Source organism: Candidatus Manganitrophaceae bacterium (assembly GCA_012960925.1).
In the GTDB taxonomy this organism is placed as follows: Bacteria; Nitrospirota; Nitrospiria; order SBBL01; family JAADHI01; genus DUAG01.
Map to the genome: position 1 here is coordinate 1 of DUAG01000042.1, position 22,055 is coordinate 22,055.

Sequence of the window (22,055 nt, forward strand, 5' to 3'; positions counted from 1 at the left end):
CATTCGCAGTTTCAAATCAACCAGATACGCCGCTTTTTTTCAAGTACTCAATACACCACTTTCAGTTATAACTCCAAAAAATGCCCTTACTGCGCTGAGAACATACAGTCCAACGCGAAGAAATGTAAACACTGCGGGGAATTCTTAGACGGGTCTTTAAAACCCATCCAAAACAAAGAAAAGACGGTTGTTGTCAAAGAGAGTAAAGAAGGATGCTTCCTTCAAACCTTAAACTTCGGGTTGGCAACGATTAGCGTAATTGATCAAGGGATATTTGCTGTCTTCTTCGTGAGATGGCCCATTCTCAATCTGATAGATTTTCACTAATCTCGATTCGCATGCGAATCGAGATTCATCGTTAATCCCCCCTAAAAGGATCTCCATTTAGAGGGGGTTTTCCTTGAAAAACACAGCATATTGTTGTACTCTTCCTCAGAATTGTATCTATATTGTGGTTATGGTCAATCGTGCCATAAATGTAATGTCTCTTAGTTATGTCCTTCATAGGTCTAAGTTTATGAATCTGTATCATTAACTTTTCGAACTCCATTGCCTGACTGTTAGGTTAAGAACTTTCTATTTCCATATGCCTCTTTAATTCCAAAGATAAGAAGAATCGGCTCATGAATATCGTCGAAACCGTCTGATTCAAACAATTCTTAAAGGGAAAAACAAAGTGTTACATAAGGGTATCTTGTTTTGGTCTTTCATTCTTCTCTTGAATGCCTTTTCCCAGAAGGGAATCGCCAAAGAACTTCCTCAGCCCGACCCCTGGATCTCACTCGAAAGAGGGGTTCTTCAGCTTTACGAACAGCACGCCCCAAGTGCGCCTCTCTTGAATACGAGGTCCTTCGGGATGAAGGTCACATCCTACATTGAAGCCGGTCTTTGGTCCTCGGCAGAACGACTTCTGGAAAATACCCCCGATCAAGATGCAGACCTGTTGCGCCTGAAACTTTATCATAAACAGGGAAGATCTGACCTTATTTTTGATCTCACCCTCAGCGCCCCGGACCTTTTTCTCGACCAGCCGGTCTGGTTGGTGGCAGCAAGCCAAGGAGCACTCGGTCGGCACCGCTACCGGGATACCCTGGACCTCCTGGACCTCCTTCTCCCCTTCGAGGACTATACACCGCAACGGCTCTACCTGACTGCACTCGCTTATTGGGCCCTCAAGGAAAGGGAAGCCTTTGAGCAGGTCCTGAACGAGGGGGTTGAATGGAGCAAGGAAAATTCCGATTCTCCCTGGTCAGATCGGATCACCCTCTTGAAGGTCTACTACCACCTGGGTAAAAATGAAATTGATCAAGCCTTCATGAGCCTTGGCGGAGTTTTCGACAACAATGCCGACCTGGCCCTCCTGGCCCTTGGATGGGGTTATTTTAAGATGAACTCCATGTCAAACCTATACAGTGTCTTGGAAGGCTTTAGGGTTAATCAACCGAAAAGCCCTTACTATAATCGGGCCTTTAGGATATTAAGCCGGTTTTTAATTGATCAGGGCGATCTTCAGGGTGCTATTGCCCTGGATCAGCAGGAACGCATTGCCTTGAACCTTCGGGTTGAGTCGCTGGAAAATGAGACCGCTTTGATTCGAAAAGGGATCGTTCCTTCTCCATCCGCGCTCCCACCCGGCTCCCTCTTAAGAGGAACCCTCTTAAGATTACAGGAGGAAGTCGGCCAGAAGAAAGAAGTCACCACCCTGCTCTGGTATGTGGATCTCCAACAACGCAAACAAAGCCTGGCCAGATTTAAAAAAATGGAACATGCATTACAAGAAGAACAACGCCATCTCCAGATGGAGATCACGCGACGGTGTATTTCTCTTGTAAAAACCCGTTCGAGAAACAAAGCGGTCGAGCGTTTGTACCGGCAGGCCCTCGAAGCCGCCCAAGATGGGGATCAGGACGGAGTGGTCAGGTCTTTACGGGATCTCCTGGATCTTGAACCCCTGGGTCCCTATGCGGATGAGAGTGCATTTCGACTGGGCGATATCGCCTTCAATGAGAAAATTTTCCCGGAAGCGATTTCGTATTATCAGCGCTTCCTGAAACGACCGGAATCCCCTCTACATCGCCTGGCTCTCTATAAGCTGGCCTGGGCCTACTATCTTCACGGCCACTTAGAAAAGACCGTTTCGCTCCTCCTTGAGAGAAGACTTGATCCGAATGAAGGCAGGGAAGGAGTGGATACACAATGCAATATCATCGAAACACCTCAAGAACGGCGTGAACCCTTTCGCCTTCTCGCCCTAGTCCTTCAGGAAGAAAAAGGACCGGCACAACTCTTCAACTTTGTGAAAGAGAAGTCCCCGGAAGAAATCTTTCCGCTCTATTCCGGCCTCGCAGGGTTCTATCGATCAGAGGGAAACCACAAAGACTTAAAACGTCTCGTCTCATCGTGGATCGAGGCCTATCCCCTTTACGCCGAGACCCCTTTTCTCCAACAAAAAGTGGTTGTTTCAACGATCCAGGACAGCAATTCCTCCGTAGGAGATATGATAGAAGCCCGGGCGAATTTCGTGAACAGATACCGACCCGGAAGGGCCTGGAGTGAAAGGAATCGCTTTGAAGCCTCAGAAAGGATCAGCCCCTTATTAAAAACCCATCTCCGGTTTCTCATGACCTACTACTACGGGAAAGGCAAAGTACAGCAGGAAACGGCCATGACCCGAAAGGCGGCGACCTGGCACCGGCTTTATCTTGAGACCTTTCCAGATGAAGAAGAAACCGGCGCCACGCGCTTCCTCTACGCCGAGTTGCTCTCTGAACTGAACTTAGATCAGGAAGCGATCAAAGCTTACAGAACAAGCGCCTATCAAGACCCTCCTCACCGATTCGCATCCGAGGCAGGCAAGCGGGAAATCGTCTTGCTGGAGAGGAAGGTTTCATTCTTTGAACCCATCCTCCTAGAAAGCTATGGCCTTTTTGTTCAACATTTCCCAGATGATTACCGTGTCCCTGAAATATTCATGAAACAAGCCGAGGCTGCTTATCATCAGGGGAATTATGAAGAGAGCCGCAGCCTTGCCTCAAAGGTCTTCTTGAAAGAAGAGAGGTCCCAATGTGACAAGACACCTGAAACAGCTTGCGCTGAATCTCTTAGGCCGGTCATCCGAAACATCAATTTCGACGCATATCGTCTGATCGCACAAGGGTATTTGAAAGAAAATTCCTATGATGCAGGCATCCGCTTTCTCAATGCCCTGTTTTCAAGGTTTTCAAATCAGCACACCCTCCGACAACTTCGTCCTCTACTCTCCCTGGCCTACTACCAACAAGGAGAAGCCCTTAAACAACAAGGCGACATCAATCAGGCGGCCCACGCCTATTGGGGGGCCTATGAAAACGGACCAGAGTCAAGATTGGGTCCCCTCGCCCTTTTTGAAGCCGCGTCGCTCTGGGAAGGGGCATCTGAATTATTTCGATCAGAAATGGCGCTTAATACTTTTCATGAGCGTTATCCAGAATCTTCCTTATATCAACCGGTGCTGATGCGCCTGGGATCCATTTATCAGGATTCCGACCGTCTGGAAAAAGCTGCTGAAGTTTATGAAAAGGCAAGCCGCCTTCGCACATCAAGAGAGGAAGCACGCCTGGCACTTGCAAAGGCGATGACCGCCTATGAAGAGATGGGGGTGTGGGAGAAGGTTTATCAGCTAGCCCTCCAGGGGGCAGAGCGACCTTCCATACAGGATGAACAAAGGATGGCCTTGAAGGTAAAGACCGCAGAGGCCTTACTTCAACTCGGACAGCAAAGAGGGGCCAGAAAAATTCTGACGCACCTGACGCAGCAACGAAGAGGACACCCTCCATCCGTGGAAAACTCTTCGAGGTCCCTTTCAAAAGCCTTCTTTCTGCTGGCGGAATTGAAGATAAAAGACTTCAAAGCGATTCGACTCATTGCGCCGATGGACCTCAACCTCCAAAAGAAGCAACACTTGTTCGACGAGCTTCTTCGTGAATATAGCCGTGCTGCAGAAGGCCCCTCTCTCAGGCTTCTCTTCAACGCCAACCATCGGATTGGTGAAATCTTTGAGGAATTCAGCCGGGCACTTCTGGAGTCTGAACGCCCTGAGAACCTTTCGGAAGAAGAGCAGCAGGTCTATGAAGGTCTCCTGTGGGATCAGGCCCTCCCCTATCTGGAAAAAGCACAGGAGACCTATCTGCAAACCCTCGCGCTCGGAAACGAAAGCGGTGTGGAGAATGAATGGACTGAGATGAGTCACCACCGGCTCCTTTTCATCAAACGGAAGATAGACAGGGTTTATCAAACCAGAAAGAGGATGTCATAAATGAGAAAATACGCTCTTCTCCTGATGGGATTATTCATCTTGATGCACCCTGCCGTTCATGGATCGGCATTCGCGGCCGAAGAGGACCAGACCTTCCTGCTCAACGAATCTCAAATCTTCGGATCCGGATCACTCGAGGCCGCCCCTCCTTGGAGTGATGAGCTGCGCTATGTAGAATTCCCCGCACTGTCGACCACGCTCCCATGGGAAGGCGTTGAAGAAAAGGACTTGGATATACCGAAAGAAATCTTGGATCATTTGTCTCAATCAAGTCCCTCCGACCAAGACAGCCAGGGCCTGAACCGGGATCACACACGAAACGACATTCCCCTAAACTAACGAGTTTGCCTTAAGGAAGCTCTGATTAAGTGTGGGGTGAATTTTTCATGGAGATAAAATGTTTCGATTCAAGATGAAAATCGCAGGGAATAGCCTGCTATTTTCAAGGTTTGCAACGCGGAAGCGGGACTTTTTTGCCCTGAAAAAATAAGCCATGACTTGATCAGAGCTTCCTTGACAATGCAGATATCCTCCTTAAGAACAGGGCCGTCCTCTTTTCCCTACCTCCCTTGTCTTCTCCTCTCCTTCGCCTTCCACCTCTCCCTCTTTCTGGGATTCCAGCGCCTGGATCTGATGACCTCCTCTGCTAAAGACAGACAGGAGGAAACAATTTCTTTTGTCGATCTGGAATCAGTACCCTCCTTCCCCCGGAAGGACGAGCAAAAAGAAGAGGACATCCCCGATATCGTCCCTGAGACTCCACCAAAAGAAGCCCAAAAACTAAGCTCCATCCTCCCCTCCGACCTTTCGGCGAGCAATGCTCCGGATCTGGCCAAATCTCCCGTACCGCTTTCAAAACCTTCGGTCGCATTACCTTCCTTACCGAAATCGGAGCCCCCTCAGGTCTCTGCCGAAGCACCAATTTCCGTTCCGGAACCAACTCCCGTCTCCACCAAAGCGCTCCCGGAAGAGACAATCCAGGAAGGGACAGACTTGGAAGACGCGGCCCGCCCCTCCGAAGCGGCAGAACCCATCAGCGAACCGGGTCCTGCACCCCCGCAATCGGACCTGGCCCAAACCTCTTCCTCCGACCCGGCGGAAGAGGTGGGAGAACCAGAAGGAGATGCGGGAGAGAAAGGGAATCCTGATGGAACACCGCCCCTTTCGTCCACACTTACAGCAAGCGTACGAAAAGAGGGTTTCTCCCGAAAAAAACAGACTAAAAAGCAAGTTCAAAAGGTAGGATTATTGGGCTTGTTGGGAAAGAAGACCCCTGGAAGAGGACCTTCAATCCGAAAACTTCGCCAACCTTTATCTATCAGGAAAAATGCCCTGCACGGGAAAGATGCCAAGGGGTCTTCCACAGAGCAGGAGACAAACCTTCCCTTTAAAAATAAAGGAGACAAGATTGATACCCTTCGGCGCAAGGTCTTGCAGGAGGAACAAAGCAGGCTGACCCGGAGGAGCGGTTCACCCTCTGCACAAACATCCGACCTTAGAATTATTCAAGGGTCGGACCGAAACTACGGAATCATTTCATCGTCGGTTCAGATCAAGCGCTCTCGGCTCACAATAGTCTACAACAACCAGCTAAGGAACAGCCCGAACCTGGAAGGGAATGTTATTCTTGAATTTGTTGTCTCACCGGATGGGGGTGTCCTGAAATGCAACATACTAACCTCCTCTTTGGGAAATCCCGAGTTTGAAAAAGCCCTCGTCAGGGAAATCCTCCAATGGCGCTTTCCAAGGGTCAAGAAGGGAACAACCACCATCCTTTTTCCCATTTTATTCTTTCCCTCCGGTTAACCCCCCTGTGGTCGTTTAAAAATTTTCACAGTACAAGCAGCGGAAATCATCCCCTTGACAACCAAATAGCGCTCCATTAGGATAAGGCGTTTTGCTGGGAAAGACCCGGCGTGATCACACGTACGGAAAGCGGCATCCGATATGGTCAAGGCCCTGACCCTCAAGAGGAAGACCGTATCTCTCTCATTACACGATGTATATATTATCCTAGTCAGGGATTGCTACCAATAGAAGGAGAACTATGGGTGAAGAAGGATTGATTCCGGTTATTCTGGGTATTTTCGGGCTGTTTTGCGCAGCCTGGGTGTTCAAGATCGTGAAGCAGTATCCGGCAGGGACAGGCAAAGTGGTCGATATTTCCGACGCCATACATAAAGGCGCCCTGGTCTTCATGCGCCGAGAATACAAGGTACTGGTAATCTTCGCCGGTGTATTGGCCACGTTGATCTTTTTCTCGTCTCTGGGCTGGCGCACCATGGTCGCCTTTCTGGTCGGAGGCCTGTGTTCCGGCACCGCAGGGTGGATCGGCATGTACACCGCCACCCAAGCAAACGTCCGTACCACGACCGCAGCACACACCAAAGGCGCGCCAGAGGCCCTGACGGTGGCCTTTTTCGGGGGTTCGATCATGGGCTTGTGCGTGGCCTCGATGGGCCTGCTGGGGCTGGGTGCGCTGTACATGGCCTTTGCGGGTGACCCCGCAACCGTCAACGCCATCCACGGTTTCGGGATGGGGGCATCCACGGTCGCCCTTTTCTCACGTGTGGGCGGCGGGATCTTCACCAAGAGCGCCGATGTCGGCGCCGACCTTGTGGGGAAGCTGGAGGCCGGTATCCCCGAAGATGATCCGCGCAATCCGGGCGTCATTGCCGACAACGTCGGGGACAACGTCGGAGACGTGGCCGGCATGGGCTCGGATATTTTCGAATCTTATTGCGGGGCCATGATTGCCACGATCGCGATTGCCTCGACCTTACCCAAAGAGGTGATCCAGTCTCTGGCGGGTGGGGACAAGGGCAACCTCATGTTCCTCCCCCTGGCCCTGGCCTCTGTAGGTCTTCTCTGCTCCGTCATCGGCATCATTCTTGTCCAGCAGGCCTCGGCCAAGTCTCCTGAAGTGGCCTTGCGCACCGGAACCATTGGGGCCTCCCTACTCTTCATGCTGGCCGCGTTGGGCGTCATCATGTATTTTGGCATCAGTATCTGGGTCTGGGTGGCTGTTCTAGTCGGCGCTGTTGGCGGCATTGTTATTGGCCTGGTCACAGAGTACTACACTGCCGGGGGACCGGTGGAAAAGGTCGCCAAGTGTGGAGAGACAGGTGCGGCAACGGTACTGATCAGCGGTCTTGCCCTGGGGATGGAATCCGTCGTCGTCCCCGTCCTGATGATCTGTGTGATCATCGTCGTGTCCAGCAGTATTGCCAGCCTCTACGGGGTCGGTATCGCCGCCGTCGGCATGCTGGGGACGGTCGGAATCACCATGGCGATAGACGCTTACGGACCGGTGGCGGACAACGCCGGCGGCATTGCCGAAATGGCAGGGCTCGGAGAGGATACCCGCAAGATCACGGATTCCCTGGATGAACTCGGAAATACCACAGCGGCCATCGGAAAGGGTTTTGCTATCGGGGCCGCTGCGCTCGCGGCACTGGCCATCATCTCCGCATTCATTGAAGAAGTATCGCACCATGTACCGGATTTTCGGCTTGAGATCAGCGATCCGATTGTGCTGGCGGGGATGTTCCTCGGCGGAATTATCCCCTTCCTGGTCTCCAGCATGACTATGAAGGCGGTCGGAGACGCAGCCTTTGACATGATCAAGGAGATCCGCCGTCAGTTCAAGGAAATCCCGGGCCTGCTTGAAGGAAATGCTGAACCCGACACCGACCGCTGCGTCGATATCGCCACCCAGGCCGCGCTGAAGCGCATGATCGCGCCCGGCATCCTGGCGGTCTCTGCCCCCGTGGTGGTGGGCTTTGGTCTTGGACCGGCGGCCCTGGGAGGCATGCTGGCAGGGGCCCTGCTCGCCTGTGTGCTCCTGGCCCTGACCATGGCCAATGCCGGCGGCGCCTGGGATAATGCTAAGAAGTACGTCGAGAAAGGTAACTTAGGCGGGAAAGGTTCGGATGTCCATAAGGCGGTCGTCGTGGGCGATACCGTGGGGGATCCTTTCAAGGACACCTCGGGTCCCTCCATGAACATTCTCATCAATGTCATGGCCATCGTCAGCCTTGTCATCGCGCCGATGTTGGGATAAGAATTGGGTGCAGCAGGGGGCTGGAGAAAGATAAGGATTAGGGTGCAGTTGTCAGGGTGCAGGAAAGTCAAAAGATTTTAAATTTTTGACCTTACTGCACCCCGTTATGGAGAAGTGGGGCTTCCGGTCCCTGAACCCGATTCGCTCAAGAGAGACTTCAGCTCGGACATGAATTGATTAACGTCTTTGAATTCCCGGTAGACGGAAGCAAAACGAACATAGGCCACCTGATCCATTGCGTGAAGTTGTCGCATCACCTCTTCTCCGACGATACGGCTTTCGACCTCGCTTTCTCCCCGGTCCTGAACGTTTTTCTCAATCTTTCGGACAACCGACTCGAGATAATCGACACTGATCGGGCGCTTTTCACAGGCCCGCTTGAGGCCTGAGAAGACCTTCTGACGATCAAATGTTTCCCGACGCCCATCTTTCTTGATGATCATGGGAAGAGACTCTTCAACCCGTTCATAGGTCGTGAATCTGCGATGGCAGCCGAGGCACTCCCGGCGGCGGCGAATGACTTCTCCCTCTCTGCTGAGGCGGGAATCGACTACCTTGTCTTCAACTTGATTACAAAATGGGCAATGCAAGAGTGGCCTCCAAGAAAATTAAGTCCCCAGAGGGAACCGGTGGCAGAGCGCTTGACTCTTTTTTCGGACCACTTCCAATGCTGCCGGATCCTTCCGCTGTCGAAGCGCGGTGTCGATCAAGACGGTAATCTCTCCCATTTCTTTCTCGCCCATTCCCCGCGTCGATACAATGGGGGTCCCAAGGCGGATCCCGCTCGCCTGAGACGGAGGCCGTTGATCAAAAGGGATGGCGTTCTTGTTGACGGTGATCCCCGCCAGGTCAAGTGCCTCCTCCGCCTCTTTTCCCGTAATCTCATGACCGCAGAGATCCACAAGCATCAGATGGGTATCGGTTCCCCCGGAAATGATTTGATATCCTTTGGAGACCAATTCCTTTGCCAGGGCCGCCGCGTTGGCGAGAACCTGTCGCTGGTAGGTGACAAACTCTTCTGTCAGGGCCTCCTTTAAAGCGACCGCCTTGGCCGCGATGACGTGCATGAGCGGTCCTCCCTGGATGCCCGGAAAAATTGTTTTGTTAATCGCCTTGGCAAAAGTCTCTTTACAAAGGATCATTCCACCGCGCGGCCCCCGAAGTGTTTTATGGGTGGTGGTCGTAACAAAGTCGGCGTAGGGAACAGGGGAAGGATGCACCTTGGCTGCCACAAGACCGGCAATATGGGCCATGTCCACCATAAGATATGCACCGACGGCATCGGCAATTTCCCGAAATTTCTCGAAATCAATCCGACGCGAGTAGGCCGATGCCCCTGCAATAATCATCCTGGGCCGCTCGGCCTCTGCGATCTTCGAGACTTCCTCATAATCAATCCGTCCTGTCTCCTTCTGGACCCCGTAGGAAACAATACGATAAAGTTTTCCGGAAAAGTTGACAGGATGACCGTGGGTCAGGTGTCCGCCATGCGCCAGGCTCATTCCCAGAATGGTATCTCCCGGTTCAAGCATTGCAAAGTAAACGGCCATGTTGGCCTGGGAACCGGAATGAGGCTGCACGTTGACATGCTCGGCACCAAAAAGCGCCTTGGCCCGTTCAACCGCCAGAGACTCAATCACATCGACAAACTGGCATCCGCCATAGTATCGGCGACCGGGATAGCCTTCGGCGTACTTATTGGTTAAGAGTGAGCCCTGGGCCTCTAGAACCGCCCGGCTCACCACATTCTCAGACGCAATCAGGACAATCTTATCCTCTTCCCGTTCGCATTCGTGGACAATGGCCGCTTCAACTTCCGGATCAACTGCATTCAGACAATATGCTTCATCTTTTTTCATATAAATGCTCACTCTACCGCAGGGTTTTCAATCTCTTTAATCTTTTGAAGGCGTTTCTGGTGGCGTCCGCCGTCAAACTCTGTTTCAAGCCAGATCTCTACGATTGAAAGGGCCGCCTTCTCGTCGAGAATACGGCCTCCCAGAACGAGAATATTGGCATCATTATGCCGCCGGCTTGCCTCGGCTGTCTCGGCATTGTGGCAGAGGGCGGCACGGACACCATGAAACTTGTTCGCGACGATCGACATCCCAATCCCCGTACCGCAGATCAGAATGCCGCGGTCCATTTCCCCTTTTGAAACCGATTCTGCCACCTTAATGGCGTAGTCAGGGTAATCGACCGAATCATTATTATTGGTCCCAAAGTCAACATATTCAATGTCTTTTTCAGAAAGGAAACCAAGAATAAGGCGTTTAAATTCAAAACCGGCGTGATCTGATGCGATGGTTATTGTCATAGCGAATCTATCGAGGAGAGTAGCGAATCGCCCTGCAACTGTCAAGAAGAAAGGGAAAAAGGGTGCAGGGTACTGGGGGCTAGAAAAACAGAGGACAACGGGGGCAGTTGTCAGGGTACAACCAGGGTAAAGGATTCTAATATCTTTTAACTTTCCCGCCCCCTGCACCCTATCTTAATCCAAATCTTTCAGTTGTCCATTCTGCACATTCTCGGGATAGAGGGCACGCAGTTCGTCTGCAATCGTGCGGTCATGCAGCTTGGCACCGCGTTGGTAGGCCGCTCTTGAGATCAGGTGGGCGCCGACCGGGGCCGTGAGAAAGGCAAAAATAATGGCAAGGACCGCCTTCAGGCCCACAGAAGCAAAACCCAGATGAACGAAAGTCGCCATCAGGATGAACACCAGGCCCAGGGTCGTGGCTTTGCTCGTGGCATGCATCCGGCAGAAAATATCCGGCATGCGGTACAGACCCAGACAACCCACCCCGATAAAGAACAGACCCAAACCTAAAAAGATCGGAACAAGGATTTCACTGCTCAAATATTTTCCTCCCTTTTGCTAAAAATCTGGCCATCGATACGGTACCGACAAAACCTAAAATCGACAAAACCAGGATGGCGTCATAGAATATGGCGTTCCCTTCTTTAATACAGTAGACCGCGATCATGGCAATAATAATCGTGGTGATCGTGTCTATGGCCACAACACGATCGCACAGGCTGGGACCGACCAGTAATCGATAAAAACAAGAAGCCAGGGAGAGGGCCAAAACCACAAAGGCAATCGTTGCGTAGAGATCAATCATCCCAGGACCTCCTTGGAATAACGTTCCAGCGAATTTTTGATCGAAAGCTCCAGCACACGCGCATCCTCAATGTGGAGGGCATGAATATACAATGTCTTTTTATCTTTCGACAGATCCACGGTCAAGGTTCCCGGCGTTAAGGTAATCGAATTGGCCAGAAGCGTAATGCCCGCATCCGATTCAACATCCATCTTGTAGGCAATAATGCCCGGTGTGATATTGAGCTTAGGAGAAAGCACAATCTTGACCACCTGAAGGTTTGCCTTGATCACCTCGTATAAAAAGACAAAGATGTAACGGAGCGTATGGAGAAAAATCCTGAAATACCCTTTCAATCCAAGGAAAGGCTTCGGCACTCGCCCCGCCGCATTTCCATCCTCCAGGACCGGTTTCAGGAGGCGGATAACCCCATAGCCCAAGAGGGCACCAATCAAAAACTCATGTAGCTTCAGGTTTTCCTGAAGCAGACACCAGATGAACGCGAGCAATATATTGAGAAAAAGATGTTTTCGCATTACATCGACCCCATGACCGCACGGATATAGAGCTCCGGTGAAAACAGTTGCTCCGCCGCTGCCTGGGTCAACGCGCTCACCGGAGACGCCGCAAGGCCCAGTGCCAGACAAAGCATAGCCAGAATTCCGACGGGAATGAGCAGTTTGACCGAGGGTGTCGCGAGGGGACTTCCCTGCGGAGGACCGGAAAGGCAAATCTTTTGCCATGACCGGAAGAGATAAAATAAGGTCATGAGACTCACGATGAACGCAACAATGACGGGAATGTAGAAAGCGCCGTCGAGTCCTGCCTTGATGAGTTGAAACTTCATGAAGAAACCGCCGGAAGGCGGAATACCCCCAAGAGAAATGACGCCGATAAAAAATATGATCGTAAAGGCCGGAGAGGTATTAATCATATCTCCATGGTCAGACATCTCCGTACTTCCACGCATCTTTTTAAGAATCCCGGCCGCAAGAAAAAGGGAGGACTTGATCACGCCGTGGCTGATGATATAAAAGAGCGCGGCACTCATGCCCCCCACCGTAAAAAATCCGACCCCCATGAGGATGTAGCCAATTTGACTGATACTGCTGTAGGCCAGAAGACGCTTGAGATCGGTTTGGGCCACCGCGCCCAGGGCACCGACAAACATTGTGATACAGGCCATCGTTAGAATGAAACCCTGAAAATAGCCCTGCAGGTCGACAAAAATCAGGCAGAATACCCGGATGATGGCATAGACCCCCACCTTGATCAGTATCCCCGAAAGCATCGCGCTGATGGGGGTCGGTGCGGCAGAGTGGACATCCGGCAGCCAGAAATGAAAGGGCATCATGGCGGCTTTCAGGCCGAAAACACCGATGAACAACATCGCAATCGCACTGACGAGGGGATGGTCCACATGGGGTTTTATTTTAAGCGCCAGATCTGCCATGTTAAGGGTACCCGCAAAAGCGTAAATCCCGCCCGCGGCGGCCAAAAACAAGGCGGAGGTAAAAAGACCCATGGTAACCAGTTTGAAACCAGCTTCGATTTGTTTTTTCTCTCCGAGCATGACCAGAAGGGCATAAATGGACATCAGCATCACTTCAAACATGACAAAAAGATTGAAGATATCCCCGGTGAGAAAGGCGCCGTTCGTCCCGGTCCACAAAAAGAAAAAGAGGGGATGGAACAGGGCTTGTTGCGCATCTGTTTTTAAGTAGCCAAAGGAATAGGACAGGGCAGAGAGCGCAATGACAGAGGCCAACATCAGCATGATCCCGCTCAGCAAATCGCCTACCATGACAATGCCGAAAGGGGCGGACCAACCACCCACTCGATAGGAGTGAATGCCGTTCTGATAGATGGATGTGAGTAGAACAATATCCGTCACAAGGATCGACAGACCGGAGAACCCGATGACGACACGCCGTCCCAATGGGTTCACGCGGAGGAGCAGAAGAAGAATGCCCGTTCCCAACGGGATGAGGATGGGCAAGACCAATAAGTGTGTCATCCGCGTTGCCCCCTTATTTCTGAGATATCGGCTGTTTTTAAATCCCGATAGACCCGGATGGACAACACCAGTAAAAAGGCCAGTGCAGCAAAACCGATGACGATAGCCGTTAAAACCAGTGCCTGGGGAACCGGATCCACAAAGCCTTCCGTCCCATCCTGGCCCAGAATCGGAACTTGTCCAGTCCCGATCCAACCCGAACTAATCAAGAGCACATTTGCCCCGTGAGAGATCAGGCCCAGGCCAAGGACGAGCTTGAGGATATTCTTTTTCAGCATAAGATAGGTCCCGGCACCAAACAAAACACCAACAACCAAGGGCAGCAACACCTTCATTCCTCTTCTCCCAATAAGGTCATGAGCGAAACACATACACCGCAGACGACTAGATAAACTCCGATGTCAAATATCCCCGCAGAGGCGAATTCCCAGCTTTCATGAATAAACGGCATCTCCACATGGGCCACCCCGCTTTTTAAGAAATAGCCGCCCAGAAAAAGCCCGGCGATCCCTGTGATAAAAGAGAGCGCCAGCCCTGCAGAAAAGAGATAGTAAAAAAATCGGCTCCTCTTGTGCCAGTCAAAACAGTCACAGCCATAGGCAAGATAAATCAAGACCAGGCCGGCCGAGGTCATCAAGCCGGCGATGAAGCCTCCCCCCGGCATTTGGTGTCCCCTCAAGAGCAGATAAATGGAAAAAATCATCAAAATAGGAGAGACCATCTTCGTAATCGATTTAAAAATAAGCGAGGTCATTTCGAAGCCACCTCCTGTTGAACAGATTCTCCACTCTTTTCCAGTTTCAGACTCCCGTTGGAAGCCCCTTTCTTCTGAATCGACATTTTCTTCTTGTTCAGTTTCAGCATTCCGAAAATTCCCAGGGCCGCGATGGAAAAAACAGCAATTTCAAACATGGTGTCAAAGCCTCTGAAATCGACGATCACCACATTCACCACATTCCGGCCCCCCGCCAGTTTCTCACTCATCTCCAGATAATAGCTCGCAATCGATTCCGTGAGATGACTGTCCATCACCATCAGCATATAGAAGGTCATCACGATACCGACCAACAACGAGACTGCGATATCAGTGATCTTCGCCGCCGATGCCGTCTTTTCTTCAAAGTAGGCCGGCAGAAAATAAAAGGCGAGCAAGATTAAAATCACGGAGATCGCCTCGACGAGATATTGCGTGAGTGCCAGATCCGGGGCCCCCATCAGGACATAGAAAAAGGCGACAAAAAATCCCGTCATCCCCAGGGAGAGAACGGCTGAAATACGATTCTTAAAGAAAACCGTGGACAGGGTGCTGCTGATGATCAACACAAAAATCAAGAGTTGCGCCAGAGTAAGATCGGTTTGCATCAGGGAGTCGAGACTTAAGGCCCAGCCCTTAAACAAGGAAAACAACAAGGTGGATAACATAACAAACGAGATGATCATCACCAGATAGTGTTTTAAATAACCGCTTTGAAAACGCCGGGCAACGTGCTGAGAGAACTCTGTGAGGCCTTGTAATATGTCCCGGTATTGGACCACCTTGATGCCCTGAAACGGGTTTGGAAGTCGCCGAAAATACGCGACCCCCCTTCGATATACCCAATCAGTATCAACACTGATCGTGTTTTCCGGATGAAGCTTGTACAGAAAGAGGATAAACCCCAGCAAAGTCGCGAGCAGGAGCTGGAACGATCCCACCAGATGCTCCGCCGTGTAGGGATGATAATCGACTGAAAAAGGAAGGAGTTGATAAAGGAGGTTCGGAAACACCCCCAAGAGGATGCAGATAAACGCGGCCAGGCCCATGCCGAGAAGCATGTTTCCGGGGGGGTCATCAGCCTTGATTCCTCTGTCTTCCCCCATAAAAACGGCATAGGGCAGCTTCAGGGTCGTTGAAAGGAAGGTCCCTGCGGCCGCCAGGGTCAACAGGAGAACCACAAAGGGGTAATGCGCGGCGGCCGCTCCCGAGATGACCATTGATTTGCTGATAAATCCGGAGAGGAATGGGACCCCCGAGATGGAGAAACCGCCAATCATAAAGAGGCCGAAAGTCAGGGGCATCGTCCGGTAGAGTCCTCCCAACTCCGTCCCCTTTCTCCTACCCGTCATGAAGATCACGGAACCCATTCCCATCATCAAGAGGGCTTTATAGAGGATGTGAGCAAAGGCATGGGCCACCGCTCCGTTGATCGCAAGCTCGGTGCCGACGCCAATCCCAGCCACCATGAAGCCGACCTGACTGATGATGTGGTAGGCGAGCAGCCTCCGGACATTATTTTCCAACATGGCATAAACCACCCCGTAGAGGGCCATGATCACCCCCACCCACATGAGCACCTCGGTCCCGGCAAAACCCCGTGCCAGGACATACACGGCGGTCTTGGTGGTGAAAGAAGAAAGGAAGATCGTCCCGGTTATACTCCCTTCCGGATAGGCATCGGGTAGCCAGGCGTGCAGAGGAGGCGCACCGGCATTAATCAGAAAACCAATCAGGATGAACCAGCCGCCCAGACCGGAGGCCGGAATGGCATTAAATGCAATGCTCCCGGTCTGACCTGCAAAAATAACGATCCCTCCCAGGAGACAGACCCCGCCGAAGGTATGGATCAGGAGGTAGCGTAAGCCGGGTGTCCATGATTTTGCCCCGCCGTACCAGACCAGGAAGACAGAGGAGAAGGCCATGATCTCCCAAAAGACAAAGAGGGATAAGAGATCTCCGGAAAAGACCGATCCGAGTGCGCCACCGCCGTAAATCAGGGAGGCCATGTGCTGGCCTTTTTGTTTCACATGAAGGGCGTAGACCATGCCGACGCTCCCCATGAGGGTAAAGACATAGGCAAAGACCCGGCTGAGCTTATCAACCCGGCCAAAGACGACCTCGAACCCACCAATTGTAAAGACCCCGTAACTTCCATCAGGGAAGAACATCAGAGAAAAGAAGGCAAGGGCTGGGAATCCGATCAGGAGGATCGACTTCCATTTTCCCTTCACAAAAGGCAGAATAGCCGCCGCTGCAAAAAAGATGAGTGCGGGATGTATCCACTCAATCATCGTAGTAGTCCTCCCGCTTCATCAAGAAGGCATGCCCGATCCCCTTGGAGAAAAAGACCAGGATCGTACAGGCAATGAAACCGAATACCGCTGAAAAACCCGGGATGGAATCCCAGAAAAAGTGTGCATGGTGTCTCGGCGCAAACCAATCCAGGATCATCAATAGTGCCAGAATCGTACCCAGAACCTTTACCCGCTTCGTCTTATAAACTTGTTTTGTTTCCTTTTTTTCGCTACTCATCCTGTCACCTGTCGAACCAATCCCAGGAGGATGTCCGGAAACATCCCGAGGATCAGTGAGATAATGGCCGTCATCATCAGCGGAACGATGATGAAATAAGAGGCCTCTTGAGTACTTTGCGTACTTCCTCCACCGCCATCTTTATCTCCGGCGGCCGCAAAGGCAAGTCCATGGGTGACGCCGTGGACCTCTTCTCCTGAAGGGGCTTTGAAGAAAGCCCTGTAGACGATTGGAACAAAATAGGCCGCATTCAGGAGTGTGCTCGAGAAAAGAACGAAGAGGATGACCAGTTTGTCTGCCTCAACGGATCCGATGGCCAGATACCACTTACTGACGAACCCGCCGGAGGGGGGAATACCGATCATGGTCAGTGTCCCGATGGCAAAGGCTGTCATGGTCCAGGGCATCTTCCGTCCGATGCCGTCCAATTCCGAGATCTGGGTTTTATTCGTGGCCACATAAATTGCCCCGGCACAAAAAAAGAGGGTAATCTTCGCAAAGGCATGGTTTGCAATGTGCAAAACCCCGCCAGCCATTCCGCTCGAAGTAAGAAGCGCTCCACCCAGGACAATATAGGACAACTGACTGATGGTTGAGAAAGCGAGGCGTTCTTTCAGGTTATTCCGGGTGAGTGCGATACACGAGGCCGTCAGTATCGTCACAGAGGCCAATCCCGCCACGAAAACCCCCAGATTTAAAGCCCTCATTAAATCCACGCCGAAGACATGAAACATAACCCGAAGCACACAGAAAACTCCGGTATTCACGACGGCAACCGCATGAAGGAGCGCACTCACCGGGGTGGGTGCGACCATGGCGGCAGGAAGCCAGGCATGAACAGGCATGACCGCGGCCTTCCCGATACCGAACAAAAAGAGAAAGAACATGAAGGTCAGGAGAAGGGCATTGGTTTCCGCCGGAAAAATCCCGGCCGGATTAAAATCCCCGTTGCCGGAGAGACTGTAAGTCAGTATGATCGCCGGCAAGAGGAAGGCCGTTGAGGTCCCAAGGAGGTAGAAGAAATACTTGTTCGCGCCCGTGTAGGCAACCTTCGTCTCATTGTGCGCCACCAGGGGATAAGTCACAAAGGTTAAAATTTCGTAAAAAAGATACATCGTAACCAGGTTGGCGGAAAAAGCCACCCCCATCGTCGCGGAGAGGGTAAGGGCAAAGCAGGTGTAGAAACGGGTCTGCTTGCGCTCGTGGTGGGCGCGCATATAGCCGATGGAATAAATGGTGTTTAATATCCACAGTGCGGAAGCCGTCAGGGCAAAAATAAGCCCCAGGGCATCGACCCGTAAAGACAGTGACACCCCGGGCAGGAAGGTCAGGACGGTAAAGGTATAGGTTTTCCCGGCAAGAACCGCCGGGACCATGCTAACCACGAGCAGACATTTGAGAACGGCCGCCGTGAGAGAGCAGCCCTCTCTGACATTGGGGTCTTTGCGGAAAACAAGAATCAGAACGGCACCGACCAGAGATACAAGCAGCACCAATACGGGTCTGATCGATTCAATATCCATTTCACTCCCTGATTCGTAATTGGCCTTGGAGCCTGTCGGAGAAATAGAATCGCCGCGAGGAACAGAAAAAGAGCCGAGTTCTCAGGTAATTCGAGGCGATCAGCCCGGCTATTTAAACCAGTATAATTAGGGAAATGAGCCTATCGGCCATTACCGCAGCATATCTTTTATTTCTCCGACTGTCTCCTGAGACCCTTATCGGTAGTTGATCCTGAAACTTAAATCCGGACTGAATTAGCGGCGCAAGTCTCCTCGAAGGGGAAGGCGCACGGATACAGACCTATGTGGCATCTATCCTGTTGCCGCTGGAGAAGGGATCCTCAAGACAGGACTGCGCGATGGACAAGGATACTCTGCTTTGAAGGAGCGCCATGCGCGTGTGAAGCCGGTCTCGTAAATATAAGGAGGTTATCAGATCAATATTATAAATATACTAATTATGCCTGATTTGTCAATGAACCAGGATCGGCGATTGGATCTGGTTTTAAATCGTCAAGTCGCCTAAGGAGGGAAGGGGAGACCCCGTCTTTCAACGGGACCTCCCTCATATCACGCTTTCCAAAACCATTCGTATTACAGGGCGCCTTCGCCCATCTCCCCGGTTCGAATCCGGTACACTTCGTTAAGCGGGTAGACAAAGATCTTCCCGTCACCGATCGACCCTGTCTTCGCCGCCGTCATGATTGCCGCGACAACCTTTTCCACATCATTGTCGGCGATCGCGATCTCCATCCGGATCTTGGGGACAAATTCAATCGCGTATTCGGCTCCGCGGTATTGCTCCGTGTGGCCCTTCTGCCGCCCAAAACCCTTCACTTCGGTCACCGTCATTCCGACGATCCCGATATCGGCCAGGGCCTTTTTTACCTCTTCCAGTTTAAACGGCTTAATGATTGCCTCTACTTTTTTCATGATCTTCCTCCTTTACCCTGTCGCGTTAACGCATGCTTCCTCGCTGATCTGGATCATCCTACCCTTCCCTTCTCGGGGTTGACGCCGGGATCGTACTGATCGCAAATTCGGGATAGGCGGCATTCCCATGTTCGAGAATATCCAGACCGGCCAATTCCTCTTCCTCTGTCACCCGAAGACCCACCGTCGCCTTGATGACTTTAAAAAGAATAAAGCTGGTTCCAAAAGCCCAGATAAAGGCCGCCGCGATTCCCACAAGCTGAACCCAGATGATACTCATGCTGAATCCGCCTTCATTGAAAAGGCCCGCAGCCAGGGTTCCCCACGCGCCGCAGACCCCGTGAACAGAAACGGCACCCACCGGGTCATCAATCTTAAGCTTGTCAAGTAAGCCGACGGAGAAGACCACGAGAAGGCCACCCAGGAGTCCGATAATCACGGCGCTTAACGGTGAAACATTGTAGCAACCCGCCGTAATGGCCACCAGCCCGGCCAGGGCGCCGTTTAAGGCCATCCCCAGATCGGGTTTTCCATAGACCTTCCAGGTCAGGAACATCGCGGCAATCGAACCCGCAGCCGCGGCCAGATTAGTGTTGACGGCAATCCGCGCGATGTCCGTTGTAGCCGTTGTCGTGCTCCCCGGATTAAATCCGAACCATCCAAACCAGAGGATGAAGACCCCCAGGGCGGCCAGGGGCATGCTGTGTCCTGGAATCGCCCGTGCTTTTCCATTCTTGCCGTACTTTCCGATGCGCGGCCCGAGAACGATGGCACCCGCCAGGCCAACCCAGCCGCCCACCGAATGAACCACCGTCGATCCCGCAAAGTCGATAAAGCCCAGTCCTTCAAGCCAGCCGCTCCCATTGAGAAGGCTGCCCCAGGCCCAACTTCCAAAAACCGGATAGATGACTGCGCAGACCACTGCGCTGGTGATGATATACGAAGAAAACTTGGTCCGCTCCGCCATTGCACCCGAGACAATCGTGGCGGCCGTCGCGGCAAAGACACACTGGAACATCCAGAAGGCGTAGAGCCAATCCCCGTGGTTTCCGGGATCAGTCAGAAAAAATCCGTCGGTGCCGATGAAACCACCGGCAGACGTCCCGAACATCAACCCGAAACCAAGAGCCCAGAAGGCCAGGCTGCCAAAAGAAAAATCAAAAAGATTCTTCATCAGGATATTGACACAGTTTTTTGCGCGGGTGAACCCGGCCTCGACTACGGCAAAACCGGCCTGCATAAAAAAGACAAGAAAGGCGGCAATGAGTGTCCAGACAAAATTGGCATTGGTCTGTACATCTGAGGCGGTTGGAGGTTTATCTTGTGCCCAGAGCGGGAGGGCAGAGGCGAGAATCAAAGCGATGAGAAGTCCAAAAAAGCTCAAATTTCGAAGACGTTTCATTTTTTTCTCCTAAGTATCTAATAGGTGTTTTTTCTTTTTGTATCAACCTAATTGGATACTCGTCATCGAGCATATACTTTGTACTCCTCATTGAGTGTTTTTTAAATAATACAAACTAAAGCGGCCCGCCGATGGCGGCGGGCCGCTTTAGAGACAGCTAACCCTTAAGATACAAGGGGTCTAGAATGTTGCGACAAACTCAAGCAGCAGGGTATCGTTGTCCGGTCTACCCGTTACTGTAAAATCGTTGTCATTGGTTCTGTACTCGAGGACCGTCGCGATGCCTTCCCGCATTTCGCACAAAAGCGCGATGGTCAGGCTCGTTGTTTCTGGATCCCCTGCTGCGGTACCACCGGTTACTTCGTTAGTTCCAACACCGGCCTTTGCCCGCTGCGTTTCGACGGTGTCGTAGCGGACGGTCAGGCTATGATGGCCGCGGGTGGCATGGAGTGTGAGTCCCATACCATCACGCGCATCATCTGAAAAAATTTCCAGGGCATAGAGGAGTTCAATGTCCGGTGTGGCCGCGACCGTTCCGGAGAGAACGATATCAAGAAGGGCCTCATTGCCCACCGGTGCGGAGGGACCAGGAGCAGCGTTTGTCGCTGCGGAGTCCAACCAGCCGATGGACAGATTTGCCGTTGGCATCGGGTTGACCGCAAGGGTAAAACCGATGCTGTTCTCCTCGGCGAACGAACCTGCACCACCTTGGGGATCGTTATTCCAGTCATTGGCAAAAATGACACTTCCACTGGCTATGCCCGATTCGCCTGAGAGTTGAAATCCGGTCAGGTTGGAAGGGACCAGGCCGAAGAGCTGACCATTGGTCGTCTGAAGCATGTCCGGGGCATCCTGGGCTTCAAAACCGATTGGCGAGTTGAACCGTCCACCCGTAAATGTAAGTCCCAATCCTGCGTTCTCAAAGACACCATAGGAGAACTTGGCTTGCTCAATTTCGACAAGGTCCGTGTCGTCATGAATATCGAGATCCAGTCTGAACGTGACACCGCCGGTGGTCTTCTCGAAGTCGACCTCGGCCTCTAAACCGGTTTGCAATTCGGTACAGTTGGTGGCATTGAGCGTTCCGATTAGATCTGCACAACCGGTATTATTCGCTATACTTGGGTCATTGGCGTCATCCTGTAAGGTTAAGGTCACAGAACCAAAACCACTGACCTTCAGGTCATCGGCCTGCGCAACCCCTATGCCGCTAAAAAGCATAGAACCTGCGATAAACAAGCTAAAAACGAGAGACTTCATCTTCATTCGTATTCCCCCCTAAATTCACGTTGCGTTGAAATCGGTCCCCGATCAAACTAGAACCGGCTGATGTGTCTGTCTTCCTCACTAGGTAACACATAAAAAGTTGAGGTCTTAAACAAACGGTGTTTTACAAATATACCGCCACGGGATAAGGGGGACCCCTTCACGTGGCACCTCTCCTAACTGATTCT

At 51.9% G+C, this 22,055-nt stretch carries 20 protein-coding genes; 5 read left to right on the plus strand and 15 right to left on the minus strand.

The genetic code is table 11. The features are described 5' to 3' along the window. From EYQ01_05695 to EYQ01_05715, 5 genes are all read left to right on the plus strand, one after another. On the plus strand, nucleotides 1-327 hold a 327-nt coding region (locus EYQ01_05695), incomplete at its 5' end, for a hypothetical protein (GenBank protein ID HIE65293.1). A 367-nt stretch (nucleotides 328-694) separates the two neighbouring features. Next, on the plus strand, nucleotides 695-4,294 hold the full coding sequence (locus EYQ01_05700; GenBank protein ID HIE65294.1) for a tetratricopeptide repeat protein: 3,600 nt from the start codon (nucleotides 695-697) through the stop codon (nucleotides 4,292-4,294). Continuing rightward, on the plus strand, nucleotides 4,295-4,633 hold the full coding sequence (locus EYQ01_05705) for a hypothetical protein (GenBank protein ID HIE65295.1): 339 nt from the start codon (nucleotides 4,295-4,297) through the stop codon (nucleotides 4,631-4,633). 180 nt (nucleotides 4,634-4,813) lie between these two features. Beyond that, entirely contained in the window at nucleotides 4,814-6,100 is a 1,287-nt protein-coding gene (locus EYQ01_05710; protein HIE65296.1) for a TonB family protein, read from the plus strand. A gap of 241 nt (nucleotides 6,101-6,341) precedes the next feature. Then, complete coding sequence (locus EYQ01_05715; protein HIE65297.1) at nucleotides 6,342-8,357, plus strand: sodium-translocating pyrophosphatase; 2,016 nt, start codon at nucleotides 6,342-6,344, stop codon at nucleotides 8,355-8,357. Between the two features lie 104 nt (nucleotides 8,358-8,461). Here the strand turns inward: EYQ01_05715 and nrdR are convergent, their stop codons facing one another. The 15 genes from nrdR to EYQ01_05790 all read right to left on the minus strand — a co-directional run bounded on the left by nrdR (nucleotide 8,462) and on the right by EYQ01_05790 (nucleotide 21,867). Next, the gene (nrdR, locus tag EYQ01_05720) at nucleotides 8,462-8,947 is read right to left on the minus strand and encodes a transcriptional repressor NrdR (GenBank protein HIE65298.1); all 486 of its coding nucleotides are present in this window, start codon (nucleotides 8,945-8,947) and stop codon (nucleotides 8,462-8,464) included. Between the two features lie 18 nt (nucleotides 8,948-8,965). Next, entirely contained in the window at nucleotides 8,966-10,216 is a 1,251-nt protein-coding gene (locus EYQ01_05725) for a serine hydroxymethyltransferase (GenBank protein ID HIE65299.1), read from the minus strand. 8 nt (nucleotides 10,217-10,224) lie between these two features. Then, nucleotides 10,225-10,674: a ribose 5-phosphate isomerase B gene (rpiB, locus tag EYQ01_05730; protein ID HIE65300.1), complete on the minus strand. Its 450-nt coding sequence runs from the start codon at nucleotides 10,672-10,674 to the stop codon at nucleotides 10,225-10,227. Between the two features lie 174 nt (nucleotides 10,675-10,848). Continuing rightward, the gene (locus EYQ01_05735) at nucleotides 10,849-11,214 is read right to left on the minus strand and encodes a monovalent cation/H(+) antiporter subunit G (protein HIE65301.1); all 366 of its coding nucleotides are present in this window, start codon (nucleotides 11,212-11,214) and stop codon (nucleotides 10,849-10,851) included. Beyond that, nucleotides 11,204-11,479, minus strand: a complete 276-nt coding sequence (locus EYQ01_05740; protein HIE65302.1) for a cation:proton antiporter — start codon at nucleotides 11,477-11,479, stop codon at nucleotides 11,204-11,206. Before EYQ01_05740 ends, EYQ01_05735 begins: the two co-directional genes overlap by 11 nt. Further along, the gene (locus EYQ01_05745) at nucleotides 11,476-12,201 is read right to left on the minus strand and encodes a hypothetical protein (protein HIE65303.1); all 726 of its coding nucleotides are present in this window, start codon (nucleotides 12,199-12,201) and stop codon (nucleotides 11,476-11,478) included. The genes EYQ01_05740 and EYQ01_05745 overlap by 4 nt, the downstream gene beginning before the upstream one ends. Then, nucleotides 11,994-13,475, minus strand: coding sequence for a Na+/H+ antiporter subunit D (locus tag EYQ01_05750; GenBank protein HIE65304.1), 1,482 nt, complete (start codon nucleotides 13,473-13,475; stop codon nucleotides 11,994-11,996). The genes EYQ01_05745 and EYQ01_05750 overlap by 208 nt, the downstream gene beginning before the upstream one ends. Beyond that, on the minus strand, nucleotides 13,472-13,810 hold the full coding sequence (locus EYQ01_05755; protein HIE65305.1) for a Na(+)/H(+) antiporter subunit C: 339 nt from the start codon (nucleotides 13,808-13,810) through the stop codon (nucleotides 13,472-13,474). Before EYQ01_05755 ends, EYQ01_05750 begins: the two co-directional genes overlap by 4 nt. Beyond that, the gene (locus EYQ01_05760; GenBank protein HIE65306.1) at nucleotides 13,807-14,229 is read right to left on the minus strand and encodes a hypothetical protein; all 423 of its coding nucleotides are present in this window, start codon (nucleotides 14,227-14,229) and stop codon (nucleotides 13,807-13,809) included. The genes EYQ01_05755 and EYQ01_05760 overlap by 4 nt, the downstream gene beginning before the upstream one ends. After that, the gene (locus tag EYQ01_05765) at nucleotides 14,226-16,523 is read right to left on the minus strand and encodes a Na(+)/H(+) antiporter subunit D (protein HIE65307.1); all 2,298 of its coding nucleotides are present in this window, start codon (nucleotides 16,521-16,523) and stop codon (nucleotides 14,226-14,228) included. Before EYQ01_05765 ends, EYQ01_05760 begins: the two co-directional genes overlap by 4 nt. Further along, nucleotides 16,516-16,764, minus strand: a complete 249-nt coding sequence (locus tag EYQ01_05770) for a hypothetical protein (GenBank protein ID HIE65308.1) — start codon at nucleotides 16,762-16,764, stop codon at nucleotides 16,516-16,518. The genes EYQ01_05765 and EYQ01_05770 overlap by 8 nt, the downstream gene beginning before the upstream one ends. After that, nucleotides 16,761-18,287 carry a monovalent cation/H+ antiporter subunit D family protein gene (locus EYQ01_05775; protein HIE65309.1) on the minus strand — a complete coding sequence of 509 codons (1,527 nt, stop codon included), beginning with the start codon at nucleotides 18,285-18,287 and terminating at the stop codon, nucleotides 16,761-16,763. Before EYQ01_05775 ends, EYQ01_05770 begins: the two co-directional genes overlap by 4 nt. Nucleotides 18,288-18,860: 573 nt before the next feature. Then, nucleotides 18,861-19,199, minus strand: coding sequence for a P-II family nitrogen regulator (locus EYQ01_05780; GenBank protein ID HIE65310.1), 339 nt, complete (start codon nucleotides 19,197-19,199; stop codon nucleotides 18,861-18,863). A 58-nt stretch (nucleotides 19,200-19,257) separates the two neighbouring features. Further along, nucleotides 19,258-20,601, minus strand: a complete 1,344-nt coding sequence (locus tag EYQ01_05785; protein HIE65311.1) for an ammonium transporter — start codon at nucleotides 20,599-20,601, stop codon at nucleotides 19,258-19,260. Nucleotides 20,602-20,781: 180 nt separating this feature from the next. Beyond that, a complete protein-coding gene (locus EYQ01_05790) occupies nucleotides 20,782-21,867 on the minus strand; it encodes a hypothetical protein (GenBank protein ID HIE65312.1) in 1,086 nt (361 codons plus the stop codon). Nucleotides 21,868-22,055 lie beyond the last annotated feature (188 nt).